This window comes from Burkholderia metallica (assembly GCF_902832845.1).
GTDB classification, from domain to species: Bacteria; Pseudomonadota; Gammaproteobacteria; order Burkholderiales; family Burkholderiaceae; genus Burkholderia; species Burkholderia metallica.
Genome location: NZ_CADFDB010000013.1, coordinates 59,915 through 81,274, shown reverse-complemented (window position 1 = coordinate 81,274; position 21,360 = coordinate 59,915). Strand labels below are relative to the sequence as shown.

At 67.3% G+C, this 21,360-nt stretch carries 22 protein-coding genes; 15 read left to right on the top strand and 7 right to left on the bottom strand.

Translation table 11 applies throughout. The annotated features are described in order from the left end of the window. Positions 1–47 precede the first annotated feature (47 nt). Positions 48–302, bottom strand: coding sequence for a hypothetical protein (locus tag HWX08_RS29160; protein ID WP_174920787.1), 255 nt, complete (start codon positions 300–302; stop codon positions 48–50). 150 nt (positions 303–452) lie between these two features. On the opposite strand from HWX08_RS29160, the gene HWX08_RS29155 reads away from it, so the two are divergent. From HWX08_RS29155 to ligD, 9 genes are all read left to right on the top strand, one after another. After that, on the top strand, positions 453–755 hold the full coding sequence (locus HWX08_RS29155; RefSeq protein WP_174920788.1) for a hypothetical protein: 303 nt from the start codon (positions 453–455) through the stop codon (positions 753–755). A 211-nt stretch (positions 756–966) separates the two neighbouring features. After that, a complete protein-coding gene (locus HWX08_RS29150) occupies positions 967–1,290 on the top strand; it encodes a hypothetical protein (protein ID WP_174920789.1) in 324 nt (107 codons plus the stop codon). A 25-nt stretch (positions 1,291–1,315) separates the two neighbouring features. Continuing rightward, positions 1,316–1,621: a DUF892 family protein gene (locus tag HWX08_RS29145; protein WP_174920790.1), complete on the top strand. Its 306-nt coding sequence runs from the start codon at positions 1,316–1,318 to the stop codon at positions 1,619–1,621. A 419-nt stretch (positions 1,622–2,040) separates the two neighbouring features. Next, positions 2,041–2,229 carry a DUF3008 family protein gene (locus HWX08_RS29140; protein WP_069258766.1) on the top strand — a complete coding sequence of 63 codons (189 nt, stop codon included), beginning with the start codon at positions 2,041–2,043 and terminating at the stop codon, positions 2,227–2,229. A 51-nt stretch (positions 2,230–2,280) separates the two neighbouring features. Next, positions 2,281–2,442, top strand: coding sequence for a DUF1328 family protein (locus HWX08_RS29135; RefSeq protein ID WP_027792525.1), 162 nt, complete (start codon positions 2,281–2,283; stop codon positions 2,440–2,442). Beyond that, positions 2,439–2,825 (top strand): DUF3022 domain-containing protein, encoded by a 387-nt coding sequence (locus tag HWX08_RS29130; RefSeq protein WP_174920791.1) that lies wholly within the window; start codon positions 2,439–2,441, stop codon positions 2,823–2,825. The genes HWX08_RS29135 and HWX08_RS29130 overlap by 4 nt, the downstream gene beginning before the upstream one ends. A gap of 128 nt (positions 2,826–2,953) precedes the next feature. After that, positions 2,954–5,065 (top strand): catalase HPII, encoded by a 2,112-nt coding sequence (gene katE, locus HWX08_RS29125; protein WP_174920792.1) that lies wholly within the window; start codon positions 2,954–2,956, stop codon positions 5,063–5,065. Positions 5,066–5,168: 103 nt separating this feature from the next. Beyond that, positions 5,169–6,209, top strand: a complete 1,041-nt coding sequence (gene ku, locus HWX08_RS29120; protein WP_174920793.1) for a non-homologous end joining protein Ku — start codon at positions 5,169–5,171, stop codon at positions 6,207–6,209. A 24-nt stretch (positions 6,210–6,233) separates the two neighbouring features. Then, positions 6,234–8,966 (top strand): DNA ligase D, encoded by a 2,733-nt coding sequence (gene ligD, locus HWX08_RS29115; RefSeq protein ID WP_174920851.1) that lies wholly within the window; start codon positions 6,234–6,236, stop codon positions 8,964–8,966. A 17-nt stretch (positions 8,967–8,983) separates the two neighbouring features. On the opposite strand, the gene HWX08_RS29110 is transcribed toward ligD, so the two are convergent. Together HWX08_RS29110 and HWX08_RS29105 are read right to left on the bottom strand one after the other, a co-directional pair. Continuing rightward, positions 8,984–10,303 (bottom strand): cation:proton antiporter domain-containing protein, encoded by a 1,320-nt coding sequence (locus HWX08_RS29110; protein ID WP_174920794.1) that lies wholly within the window; start codon positions 10,301–10,303, stop codon positions 8,984–8,986. 43 nt (positions 10,304–10,346) lie between these two features. Beyond that, positions 10,347–10,697, bottom strand: coding sequence for a DUF3175 domain-containing protein (locus HWX08_RS29105; RefSeq protein ID WP_174920795.1), 351 nt, complete (start codon positions 10,695–10,697; stop codon positions 10,347–10,349). 380 nt (positions 10,698–11,077) lie between these two features. On the opposite strand from HWX08_RS29105, the gene HWX08_RS29100 reads away from it, so the two are divergent. Further along, positions 11,078–11,626, top strand: a complete 549-nt coding sequence (locus tag HWX08_RS29100; protein WP_069258767.1) for a type 1 glutamine amidotransferase domain-containing protein — start codon at positions 11,078–11,080, stop codon at positions 11,624–11,626. 126 nt (positions 11,627–11,752) lie between these two features. On the opposite strand, the gene HWX08_RS29095 is transcribed toward HWX08_RS29100, so the two are convergent. Then, positions 11,753–13,003 (bottom strand): phosphatidylserine decarboxylase family protein, encoded by a 1,251-nt coding sequence (locus HWX08_RS29095; RefSeq protein WP_174920796.1) that lies wholly within the window; start codon positions 13,001–13,003, stop codon positions 11,753–11,755. Between the two features lie 91 nt (positions 13,004–13,094). Between HWX08_RS29095 and HWX08_RS29090 the strand changes: the two genes are divergently transcribed. From HWX08_RS29090 to HWX08_RS29080, 3 genes are all read left to right on the top strand, one after another. Further along, positions 13,095–13,367 carry a hypothetical protein gene (locus tag HWX08_RS29090; protein ID WP_244122790.1) on the top strand — a complete coding sequence of 91 codons (273 nt, stop codon included), beginning with the start codon at positions 13,095–13,097 and terminating at the stop codon, positions 13,365–13,367. A 476-nt stretch (positions 13,368–13,843) separates the two neighbouring features. Next, positions 13,844–14,356: a low affinity iron permease family protein gene (locus tag HWX08_RS29085; RefSeq protein WP_174920797.1), complete on the top strand. Its 513-nt coding sequence runs from the start codon at positions 13,844–13,846 to the stop codon at positions 14,354–14,356. Between the two features lie 295 nt (positions 14,357–14,651). Next, positions 14,652–15,146: a DUF1641 domain-containing protein gene (locus tag HWX08_RS29080; protein WP_174920798.1), complete on the top strand. Its 495-nt coding sequence runs from the start codon at positions 14,652–14,654 to the stop codon at positions 15,144–15,146. A 229-nt stretch (positions 15,147–15,375) separates the two neighbouring features. Here HWX08_RS29080 and HWX08_RS29075 read toward each other — a convergent pair whose 3' ends face one another. Next, positions 15,376–16,140, bottom strand: coding sequence for a hypothetical protein (locus tag HWX08_RS29075; protein WP_174920799.1), 765 nt, complete (start codon positions 16,138–16,140; stop codon positions 15,376–15,378). Positions 16,141–16,781: 641 nt separating this feature from the next. Between HWX08_RS29075 and HWX08_RS29070 the strand changes: the two genes are divergently transcribed. Both HWX08_RS29070 and HWX08_RS29065 read left to right on the top strand, forming a co-directional pair. Then, positions 16,782–17,615, top strand: a complete 834-nt coding sequence (locus HWX08_RS29070; RefSeq protein ID WP_244122791.1) for a hypothetical protein — start codon at positions 16,782–16,784, stop codon at positions 17,613–17,615. Positions 17,616–17,974: 359 nt separating this feature from the next. After that, positions 17,975–18,577 carry a TetR/AcrR family transcriptional regulator gene (locus tag HWX08_RS29065; RefSeq protein WP_174920801.1) on the top strand — a complete coding sequence of 201 codons (603 nt, stop codon included), beginning with the start codon at positions 17,975–17,977 and terminating at the stop codon, positions 18,575–18,577. Between the two features lie 102 nt (positions 18,578–18,679). On the opposite strand, the gene HWX08_RS29060 is transcribed toward HWX08_RS29065, so the two are convergent. Beyond that, positions 18,680–19,282 carry a LysE family translocator gene (locus HWX08_RS29060; RefSeq protein ID WP_174920802.1) on the bottom strand — a complete coding sequence of 201 codons (603 nt, stop codon included), beginning with the start codon at positions 19,280–19,282 and terminating at the stop codon, positions 18,680–18,682. Positions 19,283–19,518: 236 nt separating this feature from the next. Further along, positions 19,519–21,078, bottom strand: a complete 1,560-nt coding sequence (locus tag HWX08_RS29055) for a tryptophan halogenase family protein (RefSeq protein WP_208454967.1) — start codon at positions 21,076–21,078, stop codon at positions 19,519–19,521. Positions 21,079–21,360: the final 282 nt, after the last annotated feature.

The window sequence follows — 21,360 nt, the reverse complement described above, 5'->3', positions numbered from 1 at the left end:
GAATCCGGCTCCGGCAACGGATTCAGCAAGCCGCGTGCCGTGCACGCTCACGCGTCGTCGCGTTTGCGCTTGTCCTGCCGTGATCCTTCGTCGTGCTTGCCGGGCGCCGTGTCCGGATCGATGCGCGTGACGCCGCCGGTCGCGGGCGGGTCGCTCGCCGGAAACGTGTCTTCGAGCTGCTTGTCGATATGACGTTCCGAATGGCGCGTACGTGTGTGGTCGTGGTCCTTGAGCGGCGGCGACGGATCGCGGTGCTGCTCGTGCGCCGGCGCGTCGCGGCCGGAACGGGTCGAATCCTTCATCGCGAGCCTCCATGTCGATGCGGTGACGTGTTCTATCCGCAACGGCCGTGCCCGCGCGTGCGACGCGGCACGCGAATTGCCACGTCGATCGCGACGATGACGCGCGGCCCCGCAGAGGTTGGCCGCGCCTATCGAGCGGGAGGCACGAAGATGATTCCGAAACGACGACCACGCGTGCGTTACGAGATCAACGTATGCGGCGGCGGATTCGATTCGGTGAAGAGCCACTTCAACGGATGGAAGCATGAACCGCTGATCTACCGGCCCGAGCGCCGGATGTTCGAGGGCAAGGCCGACGTGCGGCCGCTCGGCGACGAGACGTTCGGCTCGACCGAGCCCGCGCGTTTCGCGCTGCAGTGTGCGTGCGAACCGGCCGACCCGTACGCGCTCGCGGCGCGCGTGCGCGACGACGGCCGCGAGCTGTGGCTCGTGATGGCCGCGTACGACGCGTAACGGCCTGCTTGCAAGTTTTGCAGCGGACGGTGTAGCGAATGCACGCCACGGCATGCAGGTCACGTCACGCCACCGTACGTCGTGCGGCGCCGCACGCTCGCGCGCAGCGCGGCGGAATTCGACGAGATGACGGCACGCCGCTCACCGGCCGCCTGCGCGGGCGACTTCCAGTTTCAATCGGCTATGAGCCGTCGATCCGAGGAGGAATTCGATGAACACGATCCAGACGAGGCGCGCGATTCGCGCGGGCCTCTATGCATTTGCCGCGGCGTGCACGCTCGCGGCATGTACGCAGTCGATGAACGGCCCCTACGGCACGCACGGCGCACCACCCGCGCCACCGGACGGTCGCGGGGCCCAGACGACCACGACGATGCCCGACGCGAATACGCGCTACGACAAGCGTCCGTCGCCGGGCAACACGATGCCGCAGGGCAGGGCCGGCGGTGAGCCGGCCGACGGACCGTCGTCGGGCCGCAGCGGCGCGCAGGGCGACCAGCCGCTGCCGGGCACGCCGCCGCCGATGCAGTATTGACCGGGCGCCGGCCCGTCACCCCACGGTGCGCGCGGTATCGCGTGCGCTGTGCGGATCGCCGCGTGCGGCCGGTCGCAGGCGGCATGCTGGCCGCCGTCGAAGGGGTGAAGGGGCACTGGCCGGTCATGCGTTCGCGCAGGTAAGGATCGACACCTATACGGCGCTCGCCGCGGTCGCGCAGGCGGCGGGCGAAACGGAAATCCGCGCGTGCCGCGAACGGATTCCGCAACAGGCGCGCGACATGGCCGCGTGGCGGCTGCGCCACCTGCCGGCGCTGACGGCGGCCTTTCCCGGCCGTTCGTCCGTAGACCGCATCGATGCGACGCGATGACGGTCGACAGTCGAGCGCCGGGCGTGTTATCCGGCGCGCGCAAGGCGTGCCCCCAAACTTGCCGCCGGCTTGTAAATAAGCGCCCCCGGCCGGCCGCGCCACGCGGTGCGATCCCGCGACAGCCGCGCCTGCCGCGCTTCGCCGGGTTGGCACGATAGCTGCATGACTTCCGCAGACGACCTGCTGTTGTACCGGCCGCTCAACCGGCTTTCGAAGCCGCGCTTGCTCGCCGTGCGCGCAGCGGGTCGAGGCATTCTTCTTGCGCATCGCACGCGGCCCCGGTGTCGCCACGCGCAGGACATTGCGCCGCCCGTCCCGCGCCGCTGCGGTGTGGTGACGTCGAAGGCCGGGTGTTTCAACCAACCGCGCGCGTGCCGTCGCTTGACGGCGATGCGCGCGCCCACGAGAGGAGCACGACCATGCCAGCCAAATCCCAGGCCCAGCAGCGCGCGGCGGGGGCCGCCCTGTCGGCCAAGCGCGGCGACACGAAAATGAAGGACCTCAAGGGACCGTCGAAGTCGATGGCCAAATCGATGAGCGAGAAGGAGCTCGAGAAAATGGCCTCCACGCCGGTCCACGGCAAGCCGAAACACAAGCACGACGCATGACGTGACCGATGCCGACGTGCGTCGGCGAGCGCTGTCATCCAGGAGGGTTCCATGCTTCGATACGCCATCATCTTCTTCATCATCGCGATCGTCGCGGCCGTGTTCGGCTTCGGCGGCATTGCCGCCGGCGCGGCGGAGATCGCGAAGATCCTGTTCTACATCTTCGTCGTGATCTTCCTGGTCACGCTGCTGCTGGGCGTCGTCCGACGATGAGCCACGCGCCCGACCGCTCGCAGCGCATCGAGGAACTCGAGCATGCGCTCGCGAACAGCTTCCCGTCGGAGTCGACCGTCGTCGTGCATGCGGACGATGCATCCGGGCGGCTGACGATCCAGGTGTCGTGGGTGCGCGAGCCGGCGGACCCGAGCGCGCGCGAATGGCGTTGCACGGTCGATCTGCGGCTCGATCCGGACGTGATCACGCGCTACGCGTCGCTCGGCGAAGCCGACCGCCTGCGCGTGCGCACGCAGCTGTGCGACAGCGCGCGGCGCGCGGTGGACGAGCGCAAGCCGCGCGTCGACGATGCGGCGATCGAATGCGACGTGGCGCTCGACGTGACGCGCGCCGAATTCGACGCTGCGCTGCGCGCGCCCTGATGCCACGGCCGGCCAGCGGGTGCTGACGCGCCCGGCCGCGCCGGCCTTTTCCTGCTGTCCGCATGCGCGCGCCGCAGCGACCCCGCGTGTGTGGCGGCTGTCCACCCGAATACTACGAGGACCGATCGATGACCCGTTCCCCATCCGGCAAGAAACCGGCCGCCAAGCCCACGCAGCCGTCCGACAGCGCGAAATCGCGCCAGCTCGACGAGCACCGCGCGCGGCCCGACCAAGAGGCGCTGCGCACCAACCAGGGCGTGCGCATCGCCGACAACCAGAACACGTTGCGCGGCGGCCCGCGCGGCCCGTCGCTGCTCGAAGACTTCATCATGCGCGAGAAGATCACGCACTTCGATCACGAGCGCATTCCGGAGCGGGTGGTGCACGCGCGAGGCTCGGCCGCGCACGGCGTGTTCCGCGTGTACGAGCCGATGGCCGACTACACGAAGGCCGCGTTCCTGCAGGACCCGGCCGCCGAAACGCCGGTGTACGTGCGTTTCTCGACGGTGCAGGGGCCGCGCGGTTCGTCCGACACCGTGCGCGACGTGCGCGGCTTCGCGGTGAAGTTCTATACGGAAGAGGGCAACTACGACCTCGTCGGCAACAACATGCCGGTGTTCTTCATCCAGGATGCGATCAAGTTCCCCGATTTCGTCCACGCGGTGAAGCCGGAGGCGCCGAACGAAATGCCGACCGGCGCGTCCGCGCACGATACGTTCTGGGATTTCGTGTCGCTCGTGCCGGAAACCACGCACACGGTGCTGTGGCTGATGTCCGACCGCGCGCTGCCCGCGAGCTACCGCGCGATGGACGGCTTCGGCGTGCACACGTTCCGCTTCGTGAACGCGGCCGGCGACGTGCGGTTCGTGAAATTCCACTGGCGGCCCGTGAGCGGCGCCTATTCGCTGCTGTGGGACGAAGCGCAGCGGATCGCCGGCCACGACCCGGATTTCAACCGGCGCGACCTGTGGATGGCGATCGAGCGCGGCGACTATCCGGAGTTCGAACTCGGCGTGCAGATGATCGATCCGGCCGATGCGGATACCTTCGACTTCGACCTGCTCGACCCGACCAAGCTGGTGCCGGAAGAGCTGGTGCCGGTGCGGCCGATCGGCCGGATGACGCTGAACCGCAATCCCGACAACTTCTTCGCGGAAACCGAGCAGGTCGCGTTTCACCCGGGCCACGTGGTGCCGGGCATCGACTTCACGAACGATCCGCTGCTGCAGGGGCGCCTGTTCTCGTACACGGATACGCAACTGAGCCGGCTCGGCGGCCCGAATTTCCACGAGATTCCGATCAACCGGCCGGTGTGTCCGTTCGCAAACAACCAGCGCGACGCGATGCACCGGCAGACGATCAACGTCGGCCAGGCGTCGTACGAGCCGAATTCGACGAGCGGCGGCTGGCCGCGCGAGACGCCGCCCGCGCCGGCCGGCGGCGGCTTCGAAACCGTGCACGAGCCGCTCGAAGGCGACAAGGTGCGCGTGCGCAGCGAATCGTTCGCCGATCATTTCTCGCAGCCCGCGCTGTTCTACCAGAGCATGACGGAGATCGAGCAGCGGCATATCCGCGACGCGTACTGCTTCGAACTCGGCAAGGTCACGCAGCCGCAGATTCGCGAACGCGTGGTGAACGAGACGATCGCGCGCTTCGACGCGGGGCTGGCCGCGCAGGTGGCCGAACGGCTCGGGCTGCCCGCGCCGCCCGCGGCCGTGGCGCCGGCCGTCGCGCAGCGTTCGCCCGCGCTGAGCCTGATCGGCCGCTCGAAACCGGGCATCCGGTCGCGCAAGATCGCGCTGATCGCGACCGCCGGCGCGAGCCAGGCGCTCGTCGAGCAGGTGCGCGATGCGCTACTGGCCGAGCACGCGGTACCGACGATCGTTGCGCCAACGCTGGCGCCGGTCGGCGGCCTCGTGCCGCAGGCGACGCTCGTCGGCATGCCGTCGGTGATGTTCGACGCGGTATTCGTGTGCGGCGGCGACGACGATGGCGGCGACCTCGCGCACAGTGCCGACGCGCGGCATTTCGTGCGCGAAGCGTTCAAGCACCTGAAGCCGATCGCGGCCGTCGGGTCGGGGCGGCAATTGCTGGGCGCCGCGCACCTGCCGGACCCGGCCGAAGGCGTGTGCGTCGGGCAGAGCGCCGATCTCGACGCGGTGCTGAACGCGCTGTCCGACCACATCGGCCAGCATCGCGTATGGGCACGCGAGCAGCAGGCGGCCGAGTTGCCGGCGTAGCGCCGCGGCGATGCCGGTGCGCTGCGCGCGCGCCGGCATCGTGCGCAGCGGCCGTCGGCCCTGACGGTTGCAGGCGGCGACGGACGCCGCGAGGAGGACATCGATGGCACGCATGATCTGGAAAGGCGCGATCAGCTTCGGGCTCGTTCACGTGCCCGTGCAGCTGTTCCCGGCCACGCGCACCGTGAAGCCGTCGTTCCGGCTGCTCGACAAGCGCTCGATGGACCCGGTCGGCTACCGGCAGATCAACAAGCGCACCGGCAAGGAAGTCACGCGCGAGGACATCGTGCGCGGCTACGAGTACGAGAAGGAGCGCTACGTCGTGCTGACCGACGACGAGATCCGCGCGGCGAACCCCGAATCGACGCAGACCGTCGACATCGTCACGTTCGTCGACGCGGATGCCGTGTCGTTCCTGTATCTCGACACGCCGTACTACCTCGTGCCGGACCGCAAGGGCGAGAAGGTCTACGCGCTGCTGCGCGACGCGCTGAAGGACAGCGGCAAGATCGGTATCGCGCACCTCGTGATACGCGACCGCCAGCATCTCGGCGCGCTGATTCCGGTGGGCCCGCTGCTCGCGCTCGATACGCTGCGCTGGCAGGAGGAACTGCGCCCGCTCGACGAGTTGTCGACGCCGGTCGAGGACGCGAAGCGCGCGGGCGTCAGTGCGCGCGAACTCGCGATGGCGAAGAAGCTGATCGACGACATGGCCGGCTCGTGGACGCCGGACGAGTATCACGACACGTTCCGCGACGACATCCTCGAGCTGGTCGAGCGCAAGGTGCACGCGGGCCGCATCGAGGAAATCGAGGACCGCCCCGCGCAGACGGCGCGCACGGCGACCAACGTGCTCGACCTCACCGAGCTTCTGAAGCGCAGCCTGAAGGGCGGCGGTGCGCGTGGATCGCGCACGGGCGACGACGAGGACGACGGCGAGGACGCGCGGCCGCCTGCGCGTGCGGCCGGCGCGCGGCGCAAGCCGGCGGCGAAAGGGGCCGCGAAAGGGGCGGCGAAAGCGGCCGCGAAAAGTACCGCGAAAGGCGCGACGAAGACGGCATCTAAACGCGCGGCCGCGAAGCACGGCGCGAGCGCCACGCACGCGGCGAAGAAGACCGCCGTGCGCCGCAAGCACGCCGCGTGACGGCGCCGCACGGAGGGTGACGTGATGGCCGGCAAGCTCGACCCCTATCGCCGCAAGCGCCGCTTCGATGCGACGCCGGAGCCGCAGGGCGCGCACGGGCGGCGGCGCGCGCATGCCGACGCGAATGCGCGGACGGCCCGCGATACCCCGAAGGCCCGGCCTGCGCGGAAGTCGGGCGCGGCCGCGCGCACGGCCCGGCCGCTGCGCTTCGTGATCCAGGAGCACCATGCGCGGCGGCTGCACTACGACTTCCGGCTCGAACTCGACGGCACGCTGAAGTCATGGGCCATACCGAAGGGGCCGAGCGTCGACCCGTCGGTGAAGCGGCTGGCCGTGCACGTCGAGGATCATCCGCTCGAATACGCGTCGTTCGAAGGCGAGATCCCGGCCGGGCACTACGGCGCCGGCTCGGTCACCGTATGGGACGAAGGCACGTGGACGCCCGATGGCGGCATCGCACAGGCACGCGCCGGCTATCGTGCCGGCAAGCTGACGTTCCGGCTCGACGGCACGAAGCTGCACGGGGGCTGGGCGCTGGTGCGCAGCGGGCGGCAGCAGGGGCGCCAGGAGCAATGGCTGCTGATCAAGGAGCGTGACGACGACGCACGCGATGCGCAAGCATTCGACGTGGTCGCGCAGCGGCCGGGCAGCGTGCACGGCTCGCCCCCGGCGTCGGCTGCGGCGCCGCATGACGGCGGGGCGAGCACGACCGCGGTCGATCCGTCGCGCGTGGAAGGCGCAGTGCGCGCCGCGTTGCCCGACCGGATCGCGCCGCAACTCGCGACACTGGTCGATACACCGCCCGCTCAGGACGACTGGCGCTACGAAGTGAAATTCGACGGTTACCGGATCCTGGCGCGGATCGCGGGCCGCGGCACGCGGCGGCACGTCACGCTGATGACGCGCGAAGGTCGCGACTGGACCGCGAAATTGCGCGTGCAGCGCGACGCGCTCGCCGCGCTCGACGTCGACAACGCGTGGCTCGACGGCGAGGCGGTCGTGCTCGGCGAGAATGGCCTGCCCAATTTCCAGGCACTGCAGAACGCGCTCGGCGCGGGCCGCTCGGAGGCGGTGACGCTGTTCGTGTTCGACCTGCCGTATCTCGACGGCTACGACCTGCGCGATGCGCCGCTCACCGCGCGTCGCGCGCTGCTCGGGCCCTTGCTCGCCGGCAGCGATCCCGCGCGGCTGCGCGATTCGCCCGACCTCGGCGACGACGTCGCCGCGCTGTTCGCGAACGCGTGCGACACGGGGCTCGAAGGGCTGATCGGCAAGCGCGCGGATTCCCGCTATCGCGGCGGCCGCTCGTCCACGTGGATCAAGCTGAAATGCCGGCGCCGGCAGGAGTTCGTGATCGGCGGCTACACCGAGCCGTCGGGCAGCCGGCACGGCTTCGGCGCGCTGCTGCTCGGCGTCCACGAGCCGCCCGCGGGCGGCAAGCGGCAGCGCGGCGCGCCGCCGTTGCGCTATGTCGGCCGCGTCGGCACCGGCTTCGATACGCGCATGCTCGACCGGCTCGCCGCGCTGCTGCGCCGGCACGAGCGCGCGACGCCGCCGTTCGATCCGCCGCCGCGCGAACGTTCTCGCACGCGTGTCCACTGGGTCGAGCCGACGCTCGTCGCCGAATGCGAATTCGCGGAATGGACGGGCGACGGCATCGTGCGGCAGGCTGCGTTCATCGCGCTGCGCGAAGACAAGCCGGCGCGGCAGATCGTCCGCGAAGTGCCAAAGCCAACCGGAACGGAGACGACCATGAACGAACCGCGCGCAGCGCACGAATCTTCCCCGCCGGCAAGAAAGACGGACACGGGGCGCAGAAGCGCGCGCTCGTCCGCGTCTTCAGGAAAGTCGCACGACGAGGCCGCCGACCACGTCGGCCGCGTGCGCATCACGCACCCCGACCGCGTGCTCGACCCGCAAAGCGGCACGCGCAAGATCGATCTCGCGCATTACTGGCAATGGGTCGCGCCGTGGCTGCTGCCGGATCTGAAAGGCCGGCCCGTGTCGCTCGTGCGCGCCCCGGGCGACATCGGCGGCGAGCTGTTCTTCCAGAAGCATGCGGAGCGCCGCGAGATTCCGTTCGTCACGCAGCACGACGGGCTCGACCCGGGCCACGGGCCGCTGCTGTCGATCGACAGCGTCGACGCGCTGCTCGGCGCCGCGCAGATGGGCACGATCGAGCTGCACACATGGAACGCGCATGCGTCGAACATCGAGCGGCCGGACCGCATGGTGTTCGACCTCGATCCCGATCCGGCGCTGCCGTGGCGTGCGATGATCGACGCCGCGCAGCTCGTGCGCGGGCTGCTCAACGCGCTCGGGCTCGTGTCGTTCTGCAAGACGAGCGGCGGCAAGGGGCTGCACGTCGTCGTGCCGCTCACGCGCCACGCGGGCTGGGACGACGTGAAGGCATTTTCGCGCGCGGTGGCGCAGCACGTCGCCGGCACGCTGCCCGAGCGCTTCACCGCGACGATGGGGCCGCGTCACCGGCGCGGCAAGATCTTCGTCGACTACCTGCGCAACGGGCGCGGCGCGAGCACGATCGCCGCGTACTCGGTGCGCGCGCGGCCCGGGTTGGGCGTGTCGGTGCCGCTCGACTGGGACGAGGTGCCTGCGACGACCGGTGGCGCGCAGTGGACGATCGACACGCTGCACGAACGCCTCGACGCATTGACGCGCGACCCGTGGGAAGGTTATGCGAACGCGCGTCAGCGCATCACCGCGGCGATGCGCGCCAAGCTGGGCGCCGATGCGTGAGCCTGAGCGCGGGTGCATCAGCGCCGCTGCTGCAGCCGGTGGTACCAGTTCATCAGCGGCGTCGCCGAGATGCCGTGCGCGATCACCGATGCCGACACCACGGCCAGCACCGGCGCCGCGAGCGGGCGCACCACATTCGACGGCCCGTGTTCCAGCGCATACAGCAGGTAGTAGAACGAACCGATCCCGCGGATGCCGAACCATGCCATCAGCCGCCGCTGCGCATGCGTCGCGGGCGAGCCGGTGAGCGTGGCGAGCACGGCCAGCGGGCGCACGACGACGAACAGCATGGCGGCCAGCATCGCGGCGCCCACGGTGATCAGCGGGCCGGGCAGCGTCGCGAGCACGCTGCCGATCATCGTCATCACGACGGCTTCCGCGATCCGTTCGAGTTCGATCGTGAACCCGAGTACGGATTCGGTCATGAACGCATGCGCTTTGTCCGGATGCTGCTCGGTGGCGACGACGTCTGCCGAATCGATCCGGCCGATCACTTCGCGCGGCATGCGGTCGCCGCTCGCACGATGCTCGACGCGGCGCATCGCGACGCCCGCCGCGAATGCCGCGATGAAGCCGAACGTGTGCGCGAGCTGCGCGGCGCCGAACGACAGCACGATCAGCGCGAGCGCGAAGAAGCCCTCGAGGCCGAGCGCCTGTGCATGACGCGTGCGCAGCCAGCCGATCGTCTTGGTGGCCGCCCAACCGAGGCCGCCGCCGATCGCGGCCGCGCCCGCGATACCCCACAGCGTGACGAGCGCGAACGCGCCGGACAGCGGCGGCAGTCCCTCCGTCGCGTCGCGTGTACCGCACAGCGCGAGCCCCGCCAGCGCGAACGGAAGCGCGACGCCGTCGTTCAGGCCGCCTTCGCCTGACAGCGCGAAGCGCACCAGGTCGCGATCGCCCGGGTCGTGCACCTGCACGTCGTGCGCGAGCACGGGGTCGGTCGGCGCGAGGATCGCGGCAAGCAGCAGCGCGGGGCCCCAGTCGAGCCCGAGCGCGAGCACCGCGCATGCGGCGAGCAGCGGCACCGTGACGATCATCGCGAGCAGCCCGAGGCGGCACGGCACGAGCCATAGCCGGTCGGTGAGCGGCACGCGCAGCCGCAGCCCGATCGCGAACAGCGACACGAGCAGCGCGACTTCGACGATTTCGCGCAGCAGCCGCGCGTCGCGTTCGAGATCGAGATGCAGCAGACCGGCGCCGGCGGGGCCGAGCGCGACGCCGAGCGCGAGATAGATCATCGCGGTGCTGCACGGCAGGTGGCGCAGCGCGGACGCCGCGAGGCCCATGCCCATCAGCACGGCGCCGACGATCAGGTACCAGAGCGTTTCGTGCATGTGTACGGCTATCGATGGTTGGCAGGACGGGCGCGCAAGCCGCTCAGGGCTTGCGGCCGAACGCCTCGCGCAGTTTCCGCTTCGCGCGTTCGAGGGTCGCGCGGCGCGTCTTCGGCAAATTGCGGCCCGCCCGGTTCACGTAGAAATTCAACATCGACATCGCCGACTGGAACGGCGACGCCTTGCGGCGGCGGCTGTGTTCGGCCGAATGCTTCAGCGACGCGGCGATGGCGGCCGGATCGTCGGATTTGAAGATGTCGGGCTCGATGTCGAGCGCGTCGCTTGTTTGCGTGACTTCGCCGGACCAGCGCTTGCGGTGGGTCGGGGCGGTGCTGCGGGCGCGGCCCGGGCGTCGCGTGCGGCGCTTGCCGTGCGCAGCGGAAGCGGAAGGCATAACGAGGACTCCGTAAAAGTGACAGACGGTGGCGGACACAGGGGTCCGTACGCGGTACAGCGACGCAAGCCGCGTGCCGCGCCAGCTTGCCGACGACGGCATGCGCGTTGCCGAGTCGATGGGGCAGGAATGTCCGCCTCGTGATCGAAGTGACCGACGCGATGCCGGACGCCGCAAGTCGCCTGCAGTAGCGCAGTGTCGCCGCCGACTGCCGCCGACCGCCGACGTCCGGCGGACTCTGGAAGCGCGACACCCGCGCGCGTCGGGGCGCGCAAGCATTCGCCGGGTCTGCCGCGCGCATCCCGTCGGCACGATCGGCACGCCGCTTGCTGCAAGACCGGCTCGGCACGACGCGTGCCGCATCACTGACGGAGGATTTCATGAGCGGAAGGCTGGAACATTGCAAGGTGGCGATCCTCGCGGTCGATGGTTTCGAGGAAGCCGAACTCGTCGAACCGCAGCGCGCACTGGCGGCCGAAGGCGCGCAGGTCGACGTGATTTCGGAGGAAGCGGGCGAGATCCAGGGCTTCAGGCACGTCGAGAAGGGCAAGCGCGTGAAGGTCGATCATACGTTCGACGAGGTGCGCGAGGGCGATTACGACGCGGTCGTGCTGCCCGGCGGGGTCGTGAACGGCGACGCGATCCGGATGGTGACGGCCGCGCGTGAGTTCGTGACGGCGGCCGTCGGCGCCGGCAAGCCGGTCGCGGCGATCTGCCACGGCGGCTGGCTGCTCGTGTCCTGCGGCCTCGTGGAAGGCCGCACGATGACGAGCTGGCCGAGCCTGCAGGACGACATCCGTCATGCGGGCGGCAAGTGGGTCGATCAGGAAGTCGTACGCGACGGCCCTTTCATCACCAGCCGCAAGCCCGACGACCTGCCCGCGTTCAACGGCGCGCTGATCGATTCGCTGGCGCCGCAGGCGGCGTGAACCCGCGTCGGCCAGCGATCGGCCGGCGGTCGACGGCGCGGCGTTCGCGCGGCGGCATTACAAATCGTTGAAAACATTGCACCGCTGCCCGCGCGAGATGTGCGGGCCTGACGGGCGGCGCGCGACTCAGCGGGCGACCGCGACCGCTGAATTGACCGGCACGACGGGCGCGTCGCCGGCGAGCGGCGGCGCATGCAGGAACCGGTCGATCACGCCGGCTTCGAACAGCAGGCAACAGGTCGAGCCGCCGAACTGGAAATAGCCGATCTCGTCGCCCTTGTCGACCCGCTGGCCGGGCACGACGTCGATCACGCAGGACGATACGTCGCCCATGCCGACGAACACGGCCGCCACGGTGCCGATGCCCGGATCGTCGCACGCGATCGCGACCACCGCGCGCGTCGCGACGGCCGTCATGTAGCCCTGCGAGTCGTTCAGCCCGGCCGGGTCGGGGCCTTCCGCGTCCGCGACGGAGTAGTAGGTGCCGTGGACCCGGTACGCATGCGTGACGACGCCGCGCACCGGTGCATGCCAGCGATGGTAGTTGTATGCGCTCAGGTACGCCTGATACAGGTCGCCGCCGACGAAGCGCTCGGCGAGCGACAGCCATGCGGGCGTGAAGATGTCGCGCAGCGAATACGGCTGCTCCTTGAACCAGAACCGGTCGCGCAGCTTCACGTTCGATTCGGTGTGATACGGGGCCGCCTCGCACGGGCTGACGATCACGTGCGGATCGTCGGGAGCCGCGACGGGGCGCGCGCCGTCGCGAAAGCGCCGCGTGAAGAAGTCGTTCCACGACGTGAAGCCCCAGTACGGCAGGTCGTCGCGATACTGGAACTGCGACAGCCCGACGCGCTCGCGCGCGGCGTCGCAGAACCAGCCGTCGGGTGCCGACGTGTCGAGATGCGCGCGCGAGTGCGGGCCGCCGAGGAAGTCGCACCATACGTTCAGCATGCGTTGCAGATGCGCGTTGACGGTGGCGTCGCGAAACAGCGCATGGCCCGACGGCATGCACATCGGCCAGTCGAGAAACGCGTTGATCGGGCACACGATCAGGCTCGCTTCGCTGAACGGCGGCGTGTAGGTCATCAGGAAATCCAGCACGGTCATCAGCTCGCCGACGGATGCATAGCCGAGCCGATGGCCCGCCTCCGCCGCTTCGTCGATCGCGCGCACGACGCTCATGCGCAGCAATGCGTCGTCGTCGAACAGCCGTGCGAATTCCTGCACGGCCGGCGTACGCAGCCGGTCGCCCGCATGCGCGCGCGCATCGGCTGCGACCTTGTCGCGGAAGGCGGCCATGTGTGCTTCTTCGCGGGCCATCCATTCGCCGAGGCGGTGGCGCGTGGCAGGCGGCGTGGGGCGGTCGGTCGGCATGGTCGTCTCCGGGCGATGAGCTGGACCCGACGGATGGAGCAATCCGCCTGCCCGGCGCGGGCATCGGTCTTGCGGGTCGGCTGCTTGATCGTTGAGACGGGAGAGGAGCACGAACGCGACTTCGCAGGCACGGCCGCCGAAGCAGGCCGAATCGATCGACGAGGGGCGCGCGGGCGCGAAGCGCACCGTGGCGCCCACGCGCGAGCGCAACGCAGGAGCGGCGTCGCGCGGCACGCGGCCGGCGCGGAAGCCGGCAACGAAGAGCGGGCCGGTGACGGCCGGCACCGCGGGTAAAGGCGACGAGACGGCTCAGCCGTTGTGGGAGGACGACGGCGGGCCGTTGCCGCCGGAAGAGTGGTCGTGAAAGGGGGAAAGCGGGTCGGTCGCTCGATGTGATCGGACGAACGCGACGGCAGTGAAGCGCGCCGTGGGTTCATTGTCGGGCGGGAGAGTTGCACGTCATGAGCCGGGATTCGTTCCGGCAACGCCGCTGGCTTGCACGCACGCGCATTGCAACGCCTGACCCCGCTCATGGCGGACCGCGCAGGCTCGTGGCATCGATTGCGTTCACCGTGGCCGGCGCGCGCATCCGCGCGACCAGCGGGTGGTGATCGGATGTGTGCCGCACCGCCGACCGTATGCGCGCGCTCGCCGCGCTCGGCGAAGCGCGTGTGCGAGCGCGGTGGCGATGAGCCGGGGCGCTTTCGGCGCAGGCCACGCAGCCGGGCACGCAAGCTGCTCCTTCGTCGGTGGCGCCGGCATACGGGACCGAACCCCGTGCCATCGCGCGCGGCGGGCTCGCGCGTGCGCCGAGATCGAGACTCGTATCCGGGAGACGCCATGCAAGCAGCAGACGATTCACCCCGCGCCCGGTCGGGCGCACCCGACCGGACCGTGTCCGACCCGCGAGCGGTCACGGTCGAGCATCCCGTCACGCGCGCGTTCGAACGGTTTGCGTCGCGCGTGACCGTCTGGGCCGGTTCGCCGGTCGCATTCGGCAGCGCGGTCGCCATTACGGTGCTGTGGCTCGTCACCGGGCCGCTGTTCCACTATTCGGACGCGTGGCAGCTCGTCATCAATACCGGGACGACGATCATTACGTTCCTGATGGTGTTCCTGCTGCAGCGCAACCAGAATCGCGACAGCGTCGCGATGCATCTGAAGCTCGACGAACTCGTCGCCGTCACGCATGCGGCAAGCGACCGGCTGATCGGGATCGAGGACGCGTCGGAAGAAGAACTGCGCGCGATGGCCCAGACCTACCTCAACCTGGCGAAGCGGGTCGCCGAACGGGGTGACGACAATGAGCCCGGACGCGATGGGGAGCCGGCCGACCGCTCGCCTGAATCCTGACGCGCGGCTACGCGACGGCGCAGCGGCTGGCGCGGGATTCGCGGACGCTTTTTCAAGCGCTTGTCATTTCTGTCCGGCGTCGCGGTGTGAACCCGCGGCGCCCGCGATGCACCGGCCGCCGCCGACGCAAACGCCCGGGGAACGGCACATGCTTGACGTTGCGACGATACCCGGTCGTTCGGGGGCTGCCCTACGGTGCCAACATGAATACCGGAACATCTTCGAACCCGTTGTTGAATCTTGCGATCGCCGTTGCCTGCGGCGCGGCTGCGACGCCTCATCCGGAGCACGGCCGATGACCGAACGCCTGTCCCCCGACGACACACCTCCGCACGCGGAGCCCGGCGCGCACGACGCGCTCGAACATCTGCTCGGCAGCCTGCACCGGCACGGCTTCCTGCATGTCGCCAACGAAATCGTCAGCGCGAACGCGCAGCTGGCCGGCACGTTCGTCGACGCGCTCGACAAGCCGGGCATGCAGAGCGGCGTGCAGAATCTGGCGGTGCTGGTGACGGCGCTGTCGCGCATTCCACCCGAGCAGTTCGGCAAGGCCGCGTTCGCGGCCGCCGACGCGCTGCATCACGTCGGCGCGTGGCAGCCGTCGCAGCACGAACACGTCGCGCCCGGTGTGCGCGGCGTGTACCGGCTGCTGCACGACGAAGCGCTGTGGGATGCGATGACCCCGTTGCTCGAAGGTCTGAAGGTGTTCGCGCAGGGCCTCGCGCGCGACCCTGACACGCGCGTCGCATCCGGCGCTCGGGCTCGCCATTTGCCTGATCGCTATGGATAAGGCCGGTCTGTGCAACGACCCGCGCGGCGGCTGCCTGGAGCGACGTTAGATGCGCGAGGGCATCCTGTCTGCGGTTTCCATGATCAGGTATCCGAAACTCATGAGACTGATTCCCCGTGTCGCCATCGCGTCGAACCGACGTCATCCATCCGATAAGTAGTCCGGATGGTTTTGAGGGTCAGGTCAATGTGTCGATTCGGCCACGATCGCGATGCCGAAGCGTTCCTGCTCAGGCGTCGGCGCCCTTGCACTGCATCTTCGCGATACGTTGGTCCGGCCGGGTGCGGTAGAACACGAAATTCGTCGCTCCCGGCCCCTGACTGCCGCCTTCCTCTTCGACGTAGGTTTCCGCAAACACCGGCACGGCAGCGCTGCCGATGCTGACCCGGTAGAACACGTTATCTTGCACGTTCGGCGCCGTGGTGCCGTAGTCGAACGCACATCGGCCGGCGATGCGCTTGACCTTGGCATCGCCGCCGAACTGACGCAGCAGAATGTCCTGCGTGTCGTCGCTCGGGTAGAACTTGCGCAATGCGATCGACAGGACGGCGGCCGCGTTGCCGTTGAGTACGACGCCGACGTGGCCTTCGTTGTCCTTTTTGACGCCGGCTTCGTCACCGGCCTTGCCGTCCGGGACATCCACGTCGCCGAAGCCGGCGAGCAGCAGGCTGCCGCCACGGTAGTGCGTGGTGTCGGGGGAGTGGCTGTCCGGATTGCCGAGCGGCTTCGCGTCGCTCCAGTGCACACCGGGCACGTCGTCGAACGCCGTCCAGGTTGCCGGCTTGGCACCGCCGAATACGCTCAACAGCGCTTGCAGCGGCAATACCGCGGCCGTTTCCGGCGCATGGGCGGCCAAGGACGCCACGGACGCGGGTGCCGCCGCCGGGCTGGCGGACGGCGCGGCGCGCTGGCACGCGTTCAGGTCGATCAACAGGACGCCGGCGCATAGCGCACGCAGGATGAGGGACGGGGGTCGCATGGGCAGGCGTTGCATCAGGCGCTCCGGGTTTGCGCGGCGGTCAGCGCGAGGCAGCCGATGATGCGTGAACGGCAGCACTCGCGCACGGCGCGGCGGGCGATCCGCAGAGGGCGGTGTTCAAGACATGGCGCACATGGGTTTGCCTGTCGCGCGCATTACGGGCGGGTATCAATTGCCGAGCCGCACATTTTTGAAACGTGTTCATTTCCCAGATATCAGGATCGGAAAATATATCGAGAAGTAAAAACACGGCGGCCGTTATGCCCGCGCCGATTGCGTCAGTTACGCTGATCGCGATTCTAGTCAAAGTAGATCGACTAGTATACATTCATCATGTCGCGCCTCTCGATTGATGAAGAAGCGCACCCGATACCCGTCGGGTGCCGGGGCCGCGTGTTCGGGGCGGTACGAGTGCGTGCACAACGACCGGACCGACATCGATGAGGGACTTGCCCGCAATGCGCTCGCGGCATGTCCGACTTGCACGGGATTGCTGACATCGTTCGTCGATCTCGGCAGCCTGTGCGATGTGCGCTGGATTAACGGTTGGCCCCAAAGACGGCCGAGTGCCGATTTCCTTTTCTACTGCGACGCATCGCATTCACGGTCGCGATCAGGACCTCCCAAAAATGACCCAGCCTTCGAGACACCGTTCGATGCCGACCAGCGCGATCAAGAAAACCTCTGTTCTGTTTGCCTCGCTCAACCGGGCGATCGCCGATATGTCGCGTCTATGCCCGTCGGCTGTTCGCGCGACAGCCGGGCTGCTGCTTGTCGCCGGCGTGCTATCGGGGTGCGCGCCGCTGTCGGCGTCTGCGCCGGCCGATCCGCAACAGCAGTTTGTCGCAGAGCAGCGCAATGCGAATGCGTTGTACAGCCGGAAGATGTTGGCCTACAAGCCGATGTTCGAGAATCCCGGCGGCTATGGCCGCGCGCAGATACTGGACGCGTACGAGGCGGTCCTCCAGCAATACTCCGTCGCTGCAATCGCGTATGCCCGCACCATCTATCCCGACGCCCGACAGACGCTGCCGCCTTCCCTGCAGCCGTTGCCGGCGCCGTCGGGGCCGGTCACGCTGGCAGTCGTCAATCGCGACTACGAACATGTGCTCGGAATGGACGCTGCGCTGTGGGAGATGGATAGGGCGGCGAACTTTGGCCGGCCATCCAGGTTGCCGATTCCGAAATACACCGGCCCTGTGCTCATCATGCCGCCTGCGCCCCCGTTTCCGCCCCTGCAGGATGTGCGCGATCCGAAATTCGCACGGCTCGTGACCATGACGAAGAAAATGGACGACGCGCAGAAGGCAGACCTCGCACGAGAGCAAGCCGCGATCGCGAAACAGTATGCCGACCAGGCCGCGTGGAGGGCGCAACACCCGATGGGCCAGTACGATCACATCGATCCGAGGACCGGACTGCCGTATGCGCCCCCGCAACAGGACACGCAGCGCTGGTGCATGATGAACGGCGGCCGGGTGCCTTGCTGAAACCGCTGCGAGCAGCGGCATGGGCGGCCGGAGTGGATGCCGGCCGGGCGCGCACGCGCTACGCACGTGGGACGCGATGCGCGTATCGGCTCGGGGAGGGCGTTTGCTGACGCCGCACGGGTTGCGTATCGCAATCAGCCGAGGTCGTAGCGGCGAAGTTATCCCGTATTGCCGAAGCCCGCATCCGAAAGGCTGCGGATTCGTCTGGCTTCGTGGCAGCTGACGATGTTTTGCCGGTTCGCCCAGCGCGTCGCGTCGCAGTGCGCATGTCCTCGGACCTTCCATACATCGTGCGCGACGGTAACGAGCAGTGCGGGCGGCGATGCTAAGATGCGGCCCAGTCGTCAGGAGATGCATGAATGCGCGCGAGCAAACGCCAGCAGGTGGTCGACAAGGCAGGTGAGCTGTTTTCCCGCCACGGCTTTCATCCGGTCGGTATCGACTGGATCATCGCCGAGGCGGACGTTGCCCGCATGACGCTCTACCATCACTTCGCGAGCAAGGACGATCTGATCAAGGCGGTGCTGGAGCAGCGCTACACGTTCATCATGGAGAGCATCGCCGCCAAGCTTGACCGCATGCCGCATGCCGCTGCGCGCCTGAAGGGAATTTTCGACTGGTACGGCACGTGGTTCGGCAGCCCGGAGTTCGCGGGCTGTCTGTTCGAGCGTGCGCTGGCCGAATTCGGCGCGACCTGCCCGAAGGTGACCGACGTGGCGGTGCGCTATCGCGATGACCTGCTGGCCCTCATGGAGCAATTGCTGTCGGAGCTCATTCCGCGTCGCCGCGCACGTCAGCTTGCAGGCGTGTACGTGATGTTGCTGAGCGGGGCGACCGCGGATGCGCGTGCGATCGGGGATGCGCGTGCTGCCGCGCGTGCGTGGCAGGCGGCGGAGATGCTGCTGAACGAATCCAGAGCCGCAACGGAAAGCACGCGCAAGCGCCATAGCCGCGACGCTTGACGGTGTGCGAACCGTGCGTTCGGCGCGTGCTTCATCGAGCTGCGCCGCGTCGCACGACCGGCCGGCAGCGGGCAGCGACGGCAGGCACGCGCGATGACTGCCTCATCGATCGAGCACGGAACCGGCCAGCGTGGCTGCGAACATCAGCAACACGAGCGACGAGCATCGCAACACGATCGAAGCCAGTCGACCCTCCGTCCGGTTCATGAGCAGAAGCCGCCCCGACCGCGACCATAGCAGTCCGATCGGAATCAGGGTGATCAGGAATACGCCGGTCGACAACAGGAAGACATCGAGCGATCTGAATGCCGACTCCGGGAAAATCGCGCTTGAAAACAACAGGGCCTTGGGATTCATCAAGGTCGCCACGAAAAGCCCCCGGAAGCCCAACGGCGCCGAGTCGGTCGTGTCGAAGTCGGCACCTTTGAACCACATCTTCACCGCGAGGTAGAAGATGAACAGGGCGCTGATCAACTTGACGCAACTGACGATCCACGGATATCGCGCCGCCAGCGACCAGAGAAAAAATCCCCATACGGTGATTGCCGTCACATAACCTGCCGCCTCCGCCGCGACCAGTCTGCACGCCCCGCGCAGATTCAGCTTGAGCCCGGCGGAAAGCAGCAGCGTGTTCGTCGGCCCGGGCACCAGCAGCACGATGGCGGCGTAGAACGACATTTGCAGCATAGGACTCGATGTCAACATGGACTAGCCTCGTTTTTCCAACGACAGCGTATTGCCTGGAAACCCTTAGAGTCCGGCTTGAATGCCACGCTGGGCCGACGATCACCCTGCCTGATATCGCGGCGCCGGCTGTACAAAAGAAACCTTGTTTTCGCGATCCCGCCGGACCAGATCGACGTCGAAATCGGTCCCGGCAGGATCGCGCCGGCAAAGCAGAAGATGGCAGACAACGCGAAGATGTCGGCCCCCGGTAACCGTCAGCTCGATCGGGTGCCTCTGATATTGCGCAGATAGTCGTAATTGGTGGGCAGCGTCGCCGACAGCGCTGCTTCCTCGCGCTTGAGATTCTGGAATTCGGCGAGCGCCTGCTTCATCCACGCATCGTGGTACACGAGCTTCGGATGGGATTTCTGCGGCATCCAGTTCAGGCCGGTGAACATGCAATAGTAGTTGCTGTTGGTCCAGAAATTCGCAAACTCCAGATCGAAGTTGCCGTAATAGTTGCGCTCGTCGACCGTCACCGGCGGGCAGACGACGAGCCCCGCGTGGTACGCGTCGAGTTTTTCGCGCAGCGAATCCGAAATCGTGAGGTCGTGCTTGTTGGCCCGCCAGAAATCGGAGTCGTTGCGCTGCGTCGTGAAGTAGTGGGTCTGGATGAAATCCCGGCAGTCGTCGAACATCACTTCGATCTTCTTGTTGAATGCGTCCGCGAGGCGGGGGTCCAGGGTGGCGTCCGGGAAATGCGCTGCGAACTGATAGATCGCCGCATAAATGAAGTAGAGCCCGGTCGACTCCAGCGGCTCGAGAAAGCATGACGCGAGCCCGATCGACACGCAGTTCTTGACCCAGGCTCTGCGGTTGCGTCCGGTGCGGAATTTGATGTGGTTCAGCTTGACCTGATCTTCCCTGACACCCCAGAGCTTCAGGAAATCCTCGGTCGCGGTGTCCTTCGAACTGAAGCTGCTCGAGTAGACGTAGCCCGATCCAAACCGGCCGAGCAGCGGAATCTTCCAGGTCCAGCCGTTGCTCATCGCAATCGCCGACGTATACGGCTCGACACCGTTGGCTTCGTCGTCGTGGACGATCGACGCCGCAACCGCCGAATCGCACAGCAGGTATCGCGACATGTCGATGAACGGCTCCTTCAACGCGCGGTTGATCAGAAGTCCCTTGAACCCCGAGCAGTCGACAAAAAAATCCGCGGTGATTTCGGCACCCGACTGGAGTCGCACCGACCGGATGCCGCCATCTTCATTCAGCCGCGTCTCGACGACTTCGCCCTGGATATGTTCGACCCCCCAGTTTACCGACAGGTCTCTGAGGTAATTGGCGACGAGATGCGCATCGAAATGCCATGCATGGCTCATGCGCGAGTTGCCGTCGCGATCCTTCGGTGAAAGCTTGGCGTCCAGCAGTGTCGACTTGTTGTAACAGGCGTACGCGAACGGTTCCGACGTCTGTCCCGTATTTTTCAGGTGCGCCCAATAGTGGGAAAGAGGAATGCCGTTGACCTCTTTCAATTGCCCGAACATGTGATAGAAGTAATCGGCCGGGTCGCTTTTGGTGTTCCAGCCGATGAATTTGATCGCCGACTTGAACGATGCATTGCAGTGCGGCATCCAGTCCCGTTCTTTCAGCCCCAGAAAATCGAAGAATACTTTTTGCAGATTTGGAATGGTTGCTTCGCCTACGCCGATTTTTGGAATGGTGGGTGACTCGATCAGCGAGATTTTGACCTCGTGGCCATACGCTTTGGAAAGATAGGCGGCAGTCATCCATCCCGCGCTCCCTCCGCCCACAATCAGGATGCTTTTCATCAAATTCCGCATAAGTCCTCTCGTTTGACTGGAGTCAGGCTGTTTAGCTTGGCGGCGCAATCCGATTAGTCATTGTCGTTTTTATTGGCATTTGCGCAGTCTATGCTAACGCCACTATTTACGGTTACTGACAGGTTTGACAGGAAAAATCCAGAGGATGATTGTTTTTGAATCTGAAACGGTTGTTTATTTATTTGATGTATCGGAATCTGCGTTCATGAGTGTGACAGTGTTAAATGAAATTCGGGCGGCGGCGGGAAATTGGTGCCGTTTGGCGATCTT